Annotated in this window: 13 protein-coding genes and 1 tRNA gene; 3 read left to right on the forward strand and 11 right to left on the reverse strand. The window is 69.5% G+C overall.

All coding sequences use genetic code 11. From position 1 onward, the window contains the following. Positions 1 to 20: 20 nt before the first annotated feature. The 8 genes from dxs to HEP74_RS08690 form a co-directional block, all read right to left on the reverse strand. Positions 21 to 1,934: a 1-deoxy-D-xylulose-5-phosphate synthase gene (gene dxs, locus HEP74_RS08655; RefSeq protein WP_185816073.1), complete on the reverse strand. Its 1,914-nt coding sequence runs from the start codon at positions 1,932 to 1,934 to the stop codon at positions 21 to 23. A gap of 150 nt (positions 1,935 to 2,084) precedes the next feature. Continuing rightward, positions 2,085 to 2,750 carry an HNH endonuclease gene (locus tag HEP74_RS08660; RefSeq protein WP_185816074.1) on the reverse strand — a complete coding sequence of 222 codons (666 nt, stop codon included), beginning with the start codon at positions 2,748 to 2,750 and terminating at the stop codon, positions 2,085 to 2,087. A gap of 102 nt (positions 2,751 to 2,852) precedes the next feature. After that, positions 2,853 to 4,637: an acyl-CoA dehydrogenase C-terminal domain-containing protein gene (locus tag HEP74_RS08665; RefSeq protein ID WP_185816075.1), complete on the reverse strand. Its 1,785-nt coding sequence runs from the start codon at positions 4,635 to 4,637 to the stop codon at positions 2,853 to 2,855. A gap of 203 nt (positions 4,638 to 4,840) precedes the next feature. Beyond that, positions 4,841 to 5,839 (reverse strand): HlyD family secretion protein, encoded by a 999-nt coding sequence (locus tag HEP74_RS08670; RefSeq protein ID WP_185816076.1) that lies wholly within the window; start codon positions 5,837 to 5,839, stop codon positions 4,841 to 4,843. Between the two features lie 8 nt (positions 5,840 to 5,847). Further along, entirely contained in the window at positions 5,848 to 6,054 is a 207-nt protein-coding gene (locus tag HEP74_RS08675; protein ID WP_179565340.1) for a DUF1656 domain-containing protein, read from the reverse strand. Further along, positions 6,038 to 8,215 (reverse strand): FUSC family protein, encoded by a 2,178-nt coding sequence (locus HEP74_RS08680; RefSeq protein ID WP_185816077.1) that lies wholly within the window; start codon positions 8,213 to 8,215, stop codon positions 6,038 to 6,040. The genes HEP74_RS08675 and HEP74_RS08680 overlap by 17 nt, the downstream gene beginning before the upstream one ends. Further along, positions 8,212 to 8,709 carry a MarR family winged helix-turn-helix transcriptional regulator gene (locus HEP74_RS08685; RefSeq protein ID WP_185816078.1) on the reverse strand — a complete coding sequence of 166 codons (498 nt, stop codon included), beginning with the start codon at positions 8,707 to 8,709 and terminating at the stop codon, positions 8,212 to 8,214. The genes HEP74_RS08680 and HEP74_RS08685 overlap by 4 nt, the downstream gene beginning before the upstream one ends. Before the next feature lie 280 nt (positions 8,710 to 8,989). After that, positions 8,990 to 9,466: an LEA/WHy family protein gene (locus tag HEP74_RS08690; protein WP_185816079.1), complete on the reverse strand. Its 477-nt coding sequence runs from the start codon at positions 9,464 to 9,466 to the stop codon at positions 8,990 to 8,992. Between the two features lie 675 nt (positions 9,467 to 10,141). Between HEP74_RS08690 and HEP74_RS08695 the strand changes: the two genes are divergently transcribed. The 3 genes from HEP74_RS08695 (at position 10,142) to HEP74_RS08705 (ending at position 11,692) form a co-directional block, all read left to right on the forward strand. Next, positions 10,142 to 10,217: transfer RNA gene (locus HEP74_RS08695), tRNA-Phe, on the forward strand. A 362-nt stretch (positions 10,218 to 10,579) separates the two neighbouring features. Continuing rightward, positions 10,580 to 10,831 carry a hypothetical protein gene (locus HEP74_RS08700; RefSeq protein WP_185816080.1) on the forward strand — a complete coding sequence of 84 codons (252 nt, stop codon included), beginning with the start codon at positions 10,580 to 10,582 and terminating at the stop codon, positions 10,829 to 10,831. Positions 10,832 to 11,149: 318 nt separating this feature from the next. Then, positions 11,150 to 11,692 carry a lipocalin family protein gene (locus HEP74_RS08705; RefSeq protein WP_185816081.1) on the forward strand — a complete coding sequence of 181 codons (543 nt, stop codon included), beginning with the start codon at positions 11,150 to 11,152 and terminating at the stop codon, positions 11,690 to 11,692. A gap of 31 nt (positions 11,693 to 11,723) precedes the next feature. Here HEP74_RS08705 and HEP74_RS08710 read toward each other — a convergent pair whose 3' ends face one another. From HEP74_RS08710 to queG, 3 genes are read right to left on the reverse strand one after another with little or no spacing between them, the layout of a single operon-like run. Further along, a complete protein-coding gene (locus HEP74_RS08710; RefSeq protein ID WP_185816082.1) occupies positions 11,724 to 12,116 on the reverse strand; it encodes an antitoxin Xre/MbcA/ParS toxin-binding domain-containing protein in 393 nt (130 codons plus the stop codon). 44 nt (positions 12,117 to 12,160) lie between these two features. Next, positions 12,161 to 13,492, reverse strand: a complete 1,332-nt coding sequence (gene xseA / locus HEP74_RS08715) for an exodeoxyribonuclease VII large subunit (RefSeq protein WP_185816083.1) — start codon at positions 13,490 to 13,492, stop codon at positions 12,161 to 12,163. Positions 13,493 to 13,519: 27 nt separating this feature from the next. Beyond that, entirely contained in the window at positions 13,520 to 14,647 is a 1,128-nt protein-coding gene (queG, locus tag HEP74_RS08720; protein WP_185816084.1) for a tRNA epoxyqueuosine(34) reductase QueG, read from the reverse strand. Positions 14,648 to 14,664 lie beyond the last annotated feature (17 nt).

Here is a 14,664-nt window from a genome sequence, read left to right on the forward strand (position 1 = left end):
AGTGCCGAAGTGCGCCGCGCTCAGCCGGCGGCGCTACGCGCTGCGTTGGCGCTGGCCGCCAGCTGCGGCCAGCGCGCCAGGATCGCCGCGCGGATGCCGGCGGCGTCGATGCCGGCTTCGGCCAGCAACTGCTCGCGGCTGGCGTGGTGCTGGAACGCGTCGGGCAGGCCAAGGTGCAGCACCGGGCGCAGCACGCCTTCGGCATTGAGCAGTTCGGCCACGCCGGAACCGGCGCCGCCGGCCACCACGTTGTCCTCGATGGTCACGAAGCCGTCGTGGCTGCGGGCAAGCTCGAGCAGCAGCGCGCGGTCCAGCGGTTTGACGAAGCGCATGTTGACCACGCTCAGGCCCAGTTCGCGGCCGACCTGTTCGGCCGCGGCCACGGTCGCGCCGAACGCCAGCAGCGCCAGCGTGGCGCCCTGGACGCGGACCTGCGCCTTGCCGATCGGCAGCGTGTCCAGCGCCGTGCCGGGCGCCACGCCGGGGCCGGTGCCGCGCGGATAGCGCACCGCGGCCGGGCCGGCGTGCTGCAGTCCGGTGCTGAGCATCTGCCGGCACTCGGCCTCGTCGGCCGGGGCCATGACCACCATATGCGGCACGCAGCGCAGGAAGCTCAGGTCCAGGTTGCCGGCATGGGTGGCGCCGTCCGGGCCGACCACGCCGCCGCGGTCGATCGCGAACAGCACGTCGAGCTTCTGCACCGCCACGTCGTGCACCAACTGGTCGTAGCCGCGCTGCAGGAAGGTCGAATAGATCGCCACCACCGGCTTGGCACCCTGCGTGGCCATGCCCGCGGCCAGCGTCACCGCATGCTGCTCGGCGATCGCCACGTCGAAGTAGCGCTGCGGGTATTCCTTGCTGAAGCGCACCAGGCCTGAGCCTTCGCGCATCGCCGGGGTGATCGCCAGCAGCGCCGGTTCGGCGGCGGCCATGTCGCAGATCCATTCGCCGAACACGTCGGTATAGGTCGGCGCCTTGGCGCCCGGCTTGGACACCAGGCCTTTGCTGGGATCGAACGGGCCGACCGCGTGGTAGCCGATCTGGTCGCCTTCGGCCAGTTCGTAGCCCTTGCCCTTGGTGGTGATCACGTGCAGCAGCTGCGGACCCTTCAGCGTCTTCAGCGTCTTCAGCGCACCGATCAGCGCCGGCAGGTCGTGGCCGTCGATCGGCCCGGTGTAGTGGAAGCCCATCTCCTCGAACAGCGTGGAGGGCACGAACATGCCTTTCCAGTGCTCTTCCCAGCGGCGCACGAAACGCGCGGTGGGATTGCTCTTCTTGTCGCCGAGGATTTTCTTGCCGCCCTCGCGGATCGCATTGAGGGTCTTGCTGCCGCTCATCCGGCCGAGCATCTTGGTGACCCCGCCGACCGCTTCGGAGATCGACATGCGGTTGTCGTTGAGGATCACCAGCAGGTTCGGTTCCTGGCCCATGCCGCCGGCGTGGTTCAAGGCCTCGTAGGCCATGCCGGCGGTCATCGCGCCGTCGCCGATCACCGCCACCACCTTGCGCTCGTCACCGGCGCGCTGCAGCGCGATGGCCATGCCCAGCGCCGCGGAGATCGAGGTGGAGGAATGGCCGACGCCGAAGGTGTCGTACTCGCTCTCCTCGCGCTTGGGAAACGGCGCCACGCCGTCGGCCTGCTTGACCGAATGGATCTGGTCGCGGCGCCCGGTCAGGATCTTGTGCGGATAGGTCTGATGGCCGACGTCCCACACCAATTGGTCGACCGGGGTGTCGTAGAGATAGTGCAGGGCCACGGTGAGTTCGATCACGCCCAGACCGGCGCCGAAATGGCCGCCGCTCTTGCCGACGCACTCGATCAGGTAGGCGCGCAGTTCCTCCGCGATCGCCGGCAGCTCCGACTCCTCGAAGCGGCGCAGTTCGGCGGGGATCTGAATGCGCGAGAGGCGCGGATAGCGGGTGGGGTCGATCATCGGAATTCGGGTTCAGCGGACCGTCCATTTTCCTCTCCATTCCGGGCACGGGCAAGCAACCCGTTCAGTTGCGCACGGGCGCAGGTCACGCTGCAAGGCGGGTGCGGCAATCCGTCGCAGTGCGCGGCGCGTCGTGCGCCGGCCTGGAGGTCAGACCGAAAGCTTGGACCGCTTGGGCAATTGCGCCTTCAGGAACGACATCTGGTCGGCGAGGATGTTGCGGTTGGACAGGATCAGATGCTCGATCCAGCTCGGCCGGTACGGCACCGCCAGCAGCGGCATCGACGCCTGCTGCGGGGTGCGGTTGCCCTTGCGCGAGTTGCAGTGGAAACACGCGGTGACCACGTTTTCCCAGGTGTCGCGACCGCCCTTGGAGACCGGCAGCACGTGGTCGCGGGTCAGTTGCGGGCGGCTGAACTGTTGGCCGCAGTACAGGCACAGCTGCGCGTCGCGGGCGAACAGCGCGGTATTGGTCAGGGTGGGCGTGGGATCCAGCGCGCGCGAGCGGGCATGGCCGCGCGCGGCGATGATCGGATGCAGGTGCAGCACGCTGCGCTCGCCGCTGGCGCGCGACATGCCGCCGTGGATGTGCATGCACGGCTCGCCCAGGGTCCAGGCCACCGCGTCGCGCGCATACAAACAGGCCGCCGATTGCCAGTTGATCCAGTCCAGCACGCGGCCATGCGCGTCCAGCGACAGCAGTCGCACCGAAGGCAGATGGACGTGAACGGTGGGCGGCGGCAACGACGCGTCGCCGGCCGAAGCGGCGAAGGCTCCGGTATCGATCAGACCAAGCGTTGTTGTGTCTGTCTCCATCGGGAAAACAGCTTATACCCGATTGGTGACGATTTGTGTATCGAAGCGGGACGGATCCGCGCGACCGGCGCAGTGCGACGCCGGTCGCGCAGTGCGCGTTGCTCAGAAGTGCGCGTCGGCCATCGCCATCAGCGGTTCGGCACCGGCCTCGATCACCGCGGCGTGGGTCAGCGTGCGCGGCAGTAGCTTGGCGTAGTAGAAGCGCGCGGTCTCGCGCTTGGACTGCTTGAACGCTTCGCTCTGCGCCGAGGCATCCGCGGCGGCGACGCTGCGCGCCCACCAGTAGGCCAGCACCACGTAGCCGGAATAGAACACGTAGTCGTAGCTGGCCGCGCCCAGCTCGTCGGCATTGCCGGCGGCGCGCTGCAGGATGCGCTTGGTCAGCGCCGCCCATTCGCCGGTCTTCTCGCGCAGCGGGCCGGCGAACTCGGCCACGCTCGGGTTGTCCGCATGCTCGGCGAGGAAGGCCTCGATCTGCGCCAGGAACAGCTTCAGCCCCGCGCCCTGGCTGGACGCGGTCTTGCGCCCGATCAGGTCCAGCGCCTGGATGCCGGTGGTGCCTTCGTACAGCGTGGTGATGCGGGCATCGCGCGCCAGTTGCTCCATGCCGTGCTCGTGGATGTAGCCGTGGCCGCCGAAGCACTGCAGCGCGTGATAGGTGTTCTCCACGCCCCATTCGGTCTGGCAGGCCTTGGAGATCGGGGTCAGGAAACTGACCAGCACGTCGGCCTGCTCGCGCTCGGCCGGGTCCTGCGCATGGTGGGCGACGTCGATCAGGGTCGCGGCGTGCAGCGCCAGCAGACGGCTGCCTTCGGTCAGCGCCTTCACCGTCAGCAGCATGCGGCGCACGTCCGGGTGCACCAGGATCGGGTCGGCCGGCTTGTCCGGCAGCTTGGCGCCGGTCAGCGAACGCGACTGCAGGCGCTCGCGCGCATAGCGCAGCGCGTTCTGATAAGCGCGCTCGGACAGGCCGATGCCTTGCAGGCCGACGCCCAGCCGCGCCGTGTTCATCATCGTAAACATGGCCTGCAGGCCCTTGTGCGGCTGGCCGACCAGATAGCCCTGCGCGCCGTCGAAGTTCATCACGCAGGTGGCCGAGCCGTGGATGCCCATCTTGTGCTCGAGCGAGCCGCAGCGCACCGCGTTGCGTTCGCCGACGCTGCCGTCGCGGGCGACCTTGAACTTGGGCACCACCAGCAGCGAGATGCCCTTGGCCCCGGCCGGCGCATCCGGCAGCCGTGCCAGCACCAGATGCACGATGTTGTCGGTGAAATCGTGCTCGCCGGCGGTGATGAAGATCTTGGTGCCGCTGACCGACCAACTGCCGTCGGCATTGGGTTCGGCGCGGGTCTTGAGCAGGCCCAGGTCGGTGCCGCAGTGCGGCTCGGTCAGGCACATGGTGCCGGTCCAGCGGCCATCCACCAGCGGCTTCAGGAACACCTCCTGCTGCCAGGCCTCGCCATGCTGCTTCAGCGCCTCGACCGCGCCATGCGACAGCAGCGGGAAGTTGCCCCAGGCCAGGTTGGCGGCGTTGACCATTTCGTTGAGCGGCACGCCCAGGGTATGCGGCAGGCCCTGGCCGCCGAATTCGGTGGCCGCGGTCAGGCCGGTCCAGCCGCCCTCGGCGAACTGCCGGTAGGCCTCGCGGAAACCGGGGGCGGTGGTGACCGCGCCGGTGGCCGCGTCCAGCGTGCAGCCGTGCTCGTCGCCGACCCGGTTCAGCGGCGCCAGCACGCTGCCGGTGAAGCGCGCGGCTTCCTCCAGCACGGCGTCGACCACGTCGGTGGTGGCCTCGGCATAGCCGAGGCGGGCGAACAGCGCCTCCACCTGCAGCACGTCGTGCAACGCGAAGCGCAGGTCGGTCAGCGGGGCTTGGTAGGTGCTCATGCGGTCGCTCGGACAGGGGCCGCGGCGCGGCCGAGGTGCGCAGGATACTACGGCGTATGGATGTGGGGCCGGGATTCGGGATTGGAGATTCGGGATTCGTAACGGCGGTCGCGTGGTGTGGATGGATCGGGACTCGCTGTTAGCTTTTACGAATCCCCAATCTCCGAAGCGCTTCACAACGGCCGTAGGCCGGTCATCCCCAATCACGGCTCCCCACGCACCGTGACCGTCGCGGTCATGCCCGCGGCCAGGACCGTGTTCGGCGGCACGCTGGCCGGATCGATGCGCACCCGCACCGGCACCCGCTGCGCCAGGCGGATCCAGTTGAAGGTGGGGCTGACGTCGGCGAGCAGCGAGGCGCTGGTCGGGTTGTCGCTGTCGGCGATGCCGCGGGCGATGCCTTCGACCTTGCCGTGCAGCATCACCCCGCCGCTCATCAGGCGGATGTCGGCGCGGTCGCCGACGTGCAACCGCGGCAGCTTGGTTTCCTCGAAGTAGCCGTAGATCCACATCGCGTCGTCGCGCACCAGCGCCAGCCGCGCGCTGCCGGCCTGGGCGTAGTCGCCGACGCGCACGTCCAGATTGGTGATGTAGCCGTCGGCGGTGGCGCGCACCTGGGTGCGTTGCAGATCCAGTTCGGCCAGATCGACCGCGGCCTGCGCCTGCGCCACTGCCGCCAGTGCCTGCGCCTGGGCGGCGCTGGCCTGGCCGCGCACGGCGGCGGTGCGGTGCACGTCCGCCTGCGCCGAGCGCGCGGTGGCCTCGGCATCGGAACGGGCTTCGGCGGAGATCACCGACGCGGCGCGGGCACGGCGTTCGGCCTGCGCGCGGCGCATCTGGAATTCGGCCTCGCTGGCCGCCTGGCTGGCGGCCGCGGCGGAGATGCTGGCGCCGGCGGAGCGCGCCTGCGCCTGCGCCGCGGCCAGGTCGGCGCGGGCCTGCGCCAGGGCCAGCTCGAAGCGCCGCCGATCGACGCTGAACAGCACGTCGCCGCGCTTGACGTGCTGGTTGTCGGCCACCGCGACCGCATCGACCAGGCCGGACACGTCCGGGGCGATGCGCACCACCTCGGCACGCACGCGGCCGTCGCGGGTCCACGGCGACAGCATGTAGTGCCGCCACAGCGCGTGCGCGAGCAGGGCGGCGATCAGCACGATCGCGGCGGTCAGGGCGAAACGGATCAGGGCGGGCGTTGTTTTCATGGCGGGACTCACGGCAAGAGGAGCAGGCCGAGCGCGGCGAACACGCCGACGTACAGGGCCAGACGGAACAGCGGCGGATGCCAGGCGTAGCGATACAGCCCGGCGCGGCCGGCGAGCGCATCCACCGCCCAGGCGGCGAACAGCAGCGCCACCGCCAGCACCAGCAGGCCGGGCACGTACACGCCGGCGATCGAGATTTCAGCGGGCAGCGCCATCGGCGGCTCCTGGCGAGGTCGGGGCGGGCGCATGCCCGGCGGCGAGGGCGGCGAGCACCGAATCGGCATCGAGCAGCGCGCCGCGCAGCAGATGCAGGTGCTCGCGGGTGCGCTTCCAGCGCAGCGGCACCGCGCCGTCGCGACGGCTCGCCGCCAGCGCCGCATCGATGCACTGCAAGGCCAGCCGATGCCGTTCGGGCGAAGGCGCCAGATACAGCTCGGCCAGCGCCTGCACCGCAGCGTCCACCTCGTTGGACAGTGCGGCAGGCAACTCGCCTTCGGCGGCGTCGCGGCGCAACTCGACCAGGGTGCGCCCGGTCTCGTGCACCGACAGCGCCCAGCCCAACAGGTCGCGCAGCTCGTCGCTGCCCGGCGGGGTATGCGCGACGATCTGCTGGAACAGATCGCGGTTGACGCTTTCCAGGCGCAAATGCAGACCGGGCAGCGGCGCGCGTGCGGCCAGCGTGGTCTGCCGGCGCAGCTGTTCCAGCAGGCGCTGGCGATGCCAGCGCGTGCCGATCACCGGCGGCACGAACACGAACGCCACGCTCACCGCCAGCGTGCCCAGCAGCAGCGGCACCACGCTGTTGAAGGTGGTGACGGCGTTGAAGCTCGGCGTCGGCTGCACCGCCAGGATCGAGATGAAGGCCAGATTGGTGCCGGTAGCGAAGCCGAACAGCGCCGGCTTGGAGGCCAGGTACAGGGTCAGCAGCAGGAACGGCGCGGTACCGGCGACGAACAGGCCGTAGCCATCCATCTGCGGCAGCACCAGCAACTGGCAGACCGCGCCCAGCGCGGCGCCGAACACGAAGCCCTTGAACAGCGAGCGCGCCGCCGCCGGCGCGTTCGCGCTGGACGACAGGATCGCGCTCAACGCCACCGCCTGGAACACCGCGGTCGCGCCGCTGATCCAGCCGGCCTGGATCCACAGCCAGCACATCGCCGCCACCAGCAGTGCGCTGCGCAGCGCGGTCAGCGCGGCGGCCGCGTAGTCGTTGCCGCGCAGGAATACCGCGGTGTCGCCGCCGGCCTGCGGCGTGCGCCACTGTTGCGGGGCGACCAGCGCGGCCTCGGCGGCGACGTAGTCGTGCAACTCGCCGAAGAAGCGCCGCAGCAGCGACACGCCGGTATCGAAATCCTCATGGCGCGCGCTCGGCAGGGTGTCGCGCACCGCGGCGGCGCGCGCCGCCAGCGCATCGCGGCATTCGGCCAGCCGCCGCGCGGTCTCGGCGGTGCGCTCGCGGCCGCCGCGTTCGCTCAGCGCCGCCTTCAGTGGGCGGTACAGGCCGATCAGCGCCTCGGCGACATCGCCTTCGGCCTGGCGCAGCAGGCGGTTGATGTAGTGGTGCAGCGACTGGAAGCTGGTGGACACCGCCATGAAGCGCTGGTTGAGCAGGCGCAGGCGGCCGCTGCGCACGCGCGCCTCCGGGTCTTCGAACACCACCGAACTGCGCAGGTCCTCGATCTGCACCGCATCGCGGACGAAGCGCAGGTGCGCCTGTTCCATCGACGCCCGCGACAGCTGGCCGCCGGTGGCGTCGCGGACGAAATCCAGGAAGCCGTCGTAGGCGCGGCGCACGGTGTCGCGCAGGGTCTGGCGCAGGCGGCTGGGGAACACCACGTCGCTGATCACGCCGGTCACCAGCAGCCCCAGCAACACCTCGGTGACGCGCGCGGTGACCAGCGCGAACACGTTCTGCGGCTGGTTCACCGCCGGCAGCGCGATCAGCGCCACGGTGTAGCCGGACAGCACGAAGGCGTACGCCTTGAAGTTGCGGTACAGCAGCGCGCCGCCGGTGCACAGGCCGATCCAGATCGCCAGCACCAGCACGAACAACACCGGTTCCTGCGGGAACAGCGCCACCATCGCCAGCGCGGCGACGCTGCCGATCAGCGTGCCCAGCACGCGATAGAAACCCTTCGCGAACACCATGCCGGTCTGCCGGTGCATCACCACCACCACGGTGATCATCGCGGTCATCGGCGAGGACAGGTCCAGGCGCAGCGCGATCCAGCCGGCCAGGTAGATCGACAGCAGCGTGCGCAGCACGAACAGCCAGGCCTCGCCTTCGCCGCGCAGGGCATCGGCCAGCACGGTGCGCAACCGCGGCTGGGCTGCCGCGGCGGCGCTGGCTGCGACATCGGCGCCGCGCGCGCTCATGCGTCGCCTTCCACGCTGCGCAGCAGTTGCTTCAGCAAGGTTTCCAACTGCGCCAGTTCGGCGCTTTGCAGATGCTGCGTGTAACCGCGCAGCTGGGCGAATACGTCGGGCATGAACGCGGCGATCAGGCGTTCGCCCTCGGCGGTCAGGCGCAGCAGCAACATGCGCCGGTCCTCGGCGCTGGGGGTGCGCTGGATCAGGCCCTTGTCGACCAGGTGGCTGGTCAGGCGGGTGATGTTGGCCGACTTCTCGCTGGCCGCGTCGCTCAGCTGCGATGGGTTCAAGGTCCCGTCCGGGCTGGCGTCGATCATCATCAGCACGTTGTATTCGGAGTAGTTCAGGCCGTAGGCGCGCAGCATGTCGTTGCCCTGATCCAGGATCAGCTTGTGCAATAGCTTTATCAGGCGCACCACCATGGCCGCGTCACGAGGAAACCCCGGATGCTTTTGACCGGTGACGTCTAGGCGCTGTTCGGTGGCAGCGAAGCGGCTCATGACTGGCTAGGCATTTCGTACATATGTATATATTACATTTATGTATTAAATGCGCGGTAATGGCGGCTGAACGCGTGCTCCGAGGGACTGCGCTCTTGCGTCAGGGATTTGGGGCGACGGCAGCGGTCGCGAGGCGGCCCTAAGCAAGGAGAGCCTGCCAGCCCAGCAGCTGTGGGGTTGGCTGAAGCGCCGATCGACGGACGCGGCGTCGCTGCCCTAGGTCACAGCGGGCGCACGAAGCGGGGGCGGGACCGCGCCGTGTCGGCGCGGTGGAGTGCGGCTAGCGCAGGACGCCGTCCAGGCCAGGGGCGGGCGTGAGCATGTTGCGCGTATCGATCTCGAACGTGCGCTGCTTCTTCTCTTCCGGGGTGGCGTCGATGCTGCCCTTGAGCGTGTAATCGAGGCTGCGGCGGCCGGCCAGGGCATCGGCGACGGCGATGCGTGCGGCCGAACTCGGGCGCAGCGCGACGCTGACCACGTCCGCGGTTTCCGGTCCGATCGAGATTCCGGGCGCGAGCTGAAGGGTCCCGGCGGCTTCGCCGCCCACGCCCAGGTCCAGGCGCACGCGGTCGTAACGCATCGGGATGCTGCTGTAGTTCTGCAGGCGCAACTCCACCTTCCAACTGCCGTCCATGTTGACGGTGAGCTGCTGCAGGCTGGCCGCGGGGTCGGACACGCGCCGCACCATGCCATCGCCGCAGGCGGCCAGCAGTGCAGTGCACAACACGAGCAAGCCGAAGCGAAGCCGCTGACGCATGACCGGATTCCAGGACGTGAAGACCGGCGAAGAATACTACGGCGCCCAGGGACCCAGCGTGGCCAGCGCTGCTGCCGTCGCGCGCCGCCAGCAGCGAACCGCCAGCCACGCGTACCCTAGTGGCGCGGTTGCTCTGGAAGCCGCGCCGTCTCCAGCCCGGCATCGCGGCAGGCGCGCTCGTTGCTCAAGTGCTTCGCCGTTCCGCTGTCCCGGCGCTTCGACACGCTCAGGTGCTTCGACACGCTCGGGTGCGGTGCCGCTCCAATGCGACCGCGGCACGTCATCCGCTGCACTATTGCTTTGCGGGTCCGCAGGTCGGCGGCGCTCGCGGCTTCCGGGCGAAGGCGTTCGCGGCCAGCCTCACGGCAGGGCCGGCTGGCCGGTCACCCGGATCGGACGCACTACGGCAGTGTTATCGCTCCAACGGCGGACACCCCGGACCGGACCGCGTCGCGGTGTCCTCGGCGGCCTGGCCTATGACCATCACCAGCGGCATCCGTGCCCGTGCATAGGCCAGGCGCCGAGGACGCCCTCAGCATGCGCGACGGCGGAATCCGGGGCAGTCGGCGTGGGCCGCGTCGTCCGGTAGGAAAATTCCGAAATTCCGCACTTGCCCAATCCCGAGCGCATCGCTATGATGCGCGTCCCCGCACCGGTCCTGCCGCGTTGCGCAGTGGCCGAGTAGCTCAGTTGGTAGAGCAGGGGATTGAAAATCCCCGTGTCGGCGGTTCGATTCCGTCCTCGGCCACCATTCCATGAAAGGCCTGCAGAAATGCAGGCCTTTTTCTTTGCGCTGCCATGTCCCGCGCGACGCGATGACGGGCGTATCGCCGGGGAGGCCGCGCCCGGCCGATAGCAAGCAGGTCCGCGCTGCCGAGCGCCTGTGACAGGCCAGGCGAGTACACGCATTATGTGCCGACTTCCGCATTTGGAGCGGGCGTATTCATGCTATCGCCTGCGGCAGCAGTCGCGTTTACGCTCGTAGACAAGTGCGCAAATTCTCAGGTTTCCCGTGATGTAGCGCTCAACTATGTGGAGCCGATGTCGTAATCATGGGCACATGGTTAATCTGGGAGTGGGCCAATGCACAAGGAATTGACGCGGTTATGTGTAATGGCCCTTGCATTGGCGGTGGCCGGTGGCGCCAGCGCGGCGCCGACGCCTGACAAGCTGGATGCCTCCTACCAGCGCGGCCACGATCCAGGCGCGCCGTATATCGAACAGGTCGGCTCCGAGTGCGTGATGGTCAACGTGTACCTGGAGCAGCGCGACGGTGTCGCCCAGCAAGTCGTTCTGCGTGAGCCGGTGGAGTGCAGTAGCGGCAGCCAAGGCCAGGACCTTGCCGTGGCCGACCTTTCGCCCTAGCGCGTCGGCTGGCACGCGGGAGGCTTCCGTCTCCAGGCATTGCCGGCGCAGCGGGTGACGCCTGTTTCGTCAGGCGTAGCGTAGTTGGGTGCGTCGTGTTGCATGCGCTGCCGCCGCGCTTCGAGCGGACTACGTGATTCGTCCATTTCTTGCTTGCGTGACGCTGTCCTGCCGCCGCGGCGCGCACCGTCGCGTGTGGTGTCGTCATGGCATACCGCCGCAATGGCGGTTCGTCGCAGGCCTGCGCGAAGGCTGCGCTTTACATCGCCGCGCCGCTCCTGCATAAGGCTGGTCTTCTTCTTTTGCTGGATCGCTCGCATGCGTCTTCCATCGATCGCGATGCTACTGGCATGCCTGCTGTGCCTGGCGCTGCCGGCACGGGCCGCGCGACCGGTGACGTCGGTCGCCGAGTTCGATCTCGGTCGCTATGCCGGGCAGTGGCACGAAATCGCGCACCTGCCGGTGTCGTTCCAAAAGAAATGCGTCGCCGACATCACCGCCGCCTACGTGCTGCGCGACGACGGGCTGATCGGCGTGCGCAACGCCTGCCGCACCGTCAAGGGCGACCTGCTTGCCGCCGAAGGCGTGGCGCGGCGGGTGGCCGGCCATCCCGGGAGGCTGCAGGTGCGGTTCGCGCCGGATTGGCTGGCCTGGGTGCCGCTGGTCTGGGCCGACTACTGGGTGATCGCGCTGGATCCGGATTACCAGTGGGTGTTGATCGGCGAGCCGGACCGCAAGTATCTGTGGGTGCTGTCGCGTTCGCCGCGGATGCCGCGCGCGCTGTTCGAGCAGATCAAGGCCAGGGCAGTGGCGATGGGCTACGACCTGGATCCGTTGTTGGTCGTCGCGCCGCTGGATTGAGCGGCCTGCCGGTCTGCACGCAAGAGCGCCGCTAGCCGGCGAAGCAGGCGCGGGCCGCATCCAGCAGCCGCGCGCTGGCGCCGTCCCGCAGCAGTTGCCGCGGCGTCTGTCCGCCAAGCTGCGCGTGGCTGCCGTTGAGCCACTGCGACAGCGCGGCACGGTCGCCACCGCAGCCATTGCAGATGATGTAGATCGTCTCGCCGACATCGAGCAGGTGCTCGTTGCGCAACGTTGCCAACGTGTCTGCATCGCGCGCCAGCCAATCGAGCGCGCGTTGCGCGTCGTCGGTGGAGCTGTAGCTGGCGCCGATCAGGGACAGCGTATCGGTTGAGCGCGACAGCCGGCCGGCCTTGTCGCGCTCGGCGCGACGCATGCCTTGCAGCACCGCCTTGATACGTTGTTCGTTTGAGGCTGGTTGAGACATGGCAATGCACTGGCGGTGAGTAGCGGCCGACAGGTGTACCGCAGTCATTCTGTACGCAGCGTCACTTCGCCGTCGGCAAGCCGCGCGCGCAGGCGGTCGCCCGGCGCGACCTGCGCGGTCGAGCGCACCAGGGTGCCGTCGTCGACTCGGGTCAGGATCGCGTAGCCGCGCGTCACCGTGGCCAACGGGCTGACCGTCTCCAGCGCGCGGGCCAGCGCGCGCAGGCGTTGCGCATCGGCCTGCAGCTGCCGCGCCATCGCCGCCTGCGGGCGCCGGCCGAGCGCGAGCAGGCGCTCGTGCAGTGCGGCCAGTCGCCGTTGCGGCTGGGCTGCGCGCAATACCGCGGCGGCGTGGCGCAGGCGCGCGCCGCGGCGTTCGTGCTGTTGCCGCCACAACGCCAGCAAGCGGCGCGCGGCATCTTGCTGGCGCCGCTTCAGCATGTGCAGTTGCGCCTGCGGGCTCTGCGCCTGCAGCCGCAGCAAGGCGCGATCGGCGCGCTGCATCGCCTGGCGCAGGCGGTGCTGCTGCCACTGCAGCAGCCGTGCGTGCTGGGCGCGCAGGCGTGCGGCAAGGTCGCGCTGGTCGGGGGCGAGCAGTTCCGCGGCCACCGACGGCGTCGGCGCGCGCAGATCGGCGGCGAAGTCGGCCAGGGTCACGTCGGTCTCGTGGCCGACCGCCGACACCACCGGCGTGGCCGCGGCGGCGATCGCCCGCGCCAGGCGTTCGTCGTTGAACGCCCACAGGTCTTCCAGCGAGCCGCCGCCGCGGGTCAGCAGGATCGCGTCGTAGCGGCCGCTGGCATCGGCGCGCTGCAGCAGCGAGGTCAGTTGCGCGGCGGCGCTGTCGCCCTGCACCAGGCTCGGCAGGATGTCCACCTGCAACAACGGCAGGCGCCGGCCGAGCACGCTCAGCACGTCGCGCACCGCCGCGCCGCTGGGCGAGGTGATCACCGCCAGGCGGCGCACGAAGGCGGGCAGGGCACGTTTGCGCTCGCTGGCGAACAGGCCCTCGGCGGCGAGCCTGGCCTTGAGTTCCTCGAACGCGCGGCGCAGCGCGCCTTCGCCGGCTTCCTCCAGGTGATCGAGTACCAGTTGGTAGTCGCCGCGCGCCTCGTACAGGGTCAGCCGGCCGCGCGCGAGCACGCGCAGGCCTTCGCGCGGAACGAACTTCAGCCATTGGCTCTTCGGCTTGAACATCGCGCAGCGCACCTGTGCGCGCGCGTCCTTCAAAGTGAAGTACAGATGGCCGGACGAAGGCCGGGTGACGTTGCCCAGTTCGCCTTCCACCCAGGCCAGCGGAAACGCGCTTTCCAGCAGGTCGCGCGCCAGCGTGTTGAGCTGGCTGGGGCTGAGGATCTGGTCGTCGCGATCGGGCATGCGGGCGCTGCGTGGGCGTGTGGGCGCCTATCCTCGCACGTCGCCGTGAGCGGCCGGTCGCGGCACTGCGGCCTCGCCCGCAGACGCTCGGTCCGCATGCTGCGCCAGTGCCCATTGCACGTGCTCGCGCACCAGCGGCGAGGCATGCTGCGCGCGCGCGCCGAGCGCGGCCAGCACCTGCGGCGTGCTCGGTGCGTTGCCCAGCGCCACCGCCAGGTTGCGCAGCCAGCGCTCGTGGCCGCTGCGGCGGATCGCGCTGCCTTCGGTGCGGCGCAGGAACTCGTCCTCGTCCCAGGCGAACAGCTGCGCCAGCGTGGCCCGGTCGAGATCGTTGCGCGCGCGGAAATCGGGTTCGTCGCTGCGCTTGGCGAACTTGTTCCAGGGGCACACCAGCTGACAGTCGTCGCAGCCGAAGATGCGGTTGCCGATCGCCGGGCGCAGCTCTTCGGGGATCGCGCCGTCGTGCTCGATGGTCAGATAGGCGATGCAGCGGCGCGCGTCCAGCCGGTACGGTGCGACGATCGCCTGGGTAGGGCACACGTCGATGCAGCGCGTGCAGGTGCCACAGTGCGCGCTGGCCGGCGGATCGATCGGCAGCGGCAGGTCGACGTAGATTTCGCCGAGGAAGAACCAGGAGCCGCCGTTGCGGTCGATCAGGCAGGTGTGCTTGCCGATCCAGCCCAGGCCGGCGTCGCGCGCCAGGGCGCGCTCCAGCACCGGCGCCGAATCGACGAAGACGCGATGGCCGAACGGGCCGATCTCGGCCTGGATGCGCTCGGCCAGTTTCTGCAGGCGGTTGCGCATCAGCTTGTGATAGTCGCGGCCCAGCGCATAGCGGGCGACGTAGGCGCGCTCGCCATCGTGCAGCGTGTCCCAGGCCGAATCGTCGTCGTTGCGTCCGTAGTCCAGGCCGACCGAAATCACCCGCAGCGTGCCTGGAATCAATTCGGCCGGACGCGCGCGCTTGTCGCCATGTTGCGCCATCCATTGCATCGTGCCGTACAGGCCTTGCGCCAGCCAGTCGCGCAGATGCGCCTCGTCCTGTTGCAGCTCGATCCCGGCGATGCCACAGCGCTGGAAGCCGAACTCGCGCGACAACGCGCGGATGCGCGCGGCAACAGTGTGGGGATCGGCGGGGGCGACGCTGCTGGACATGGCGCAAGTATAGAATC

Source organism: Xanthomonas sp. SS (assembly GCF_014236835.1).
GTDB lineage: Bacteria > Pseudomonadota > Gammaproteobacteria > Xanthomonadales > Xanthomonadaceae > Xanthomonas_A.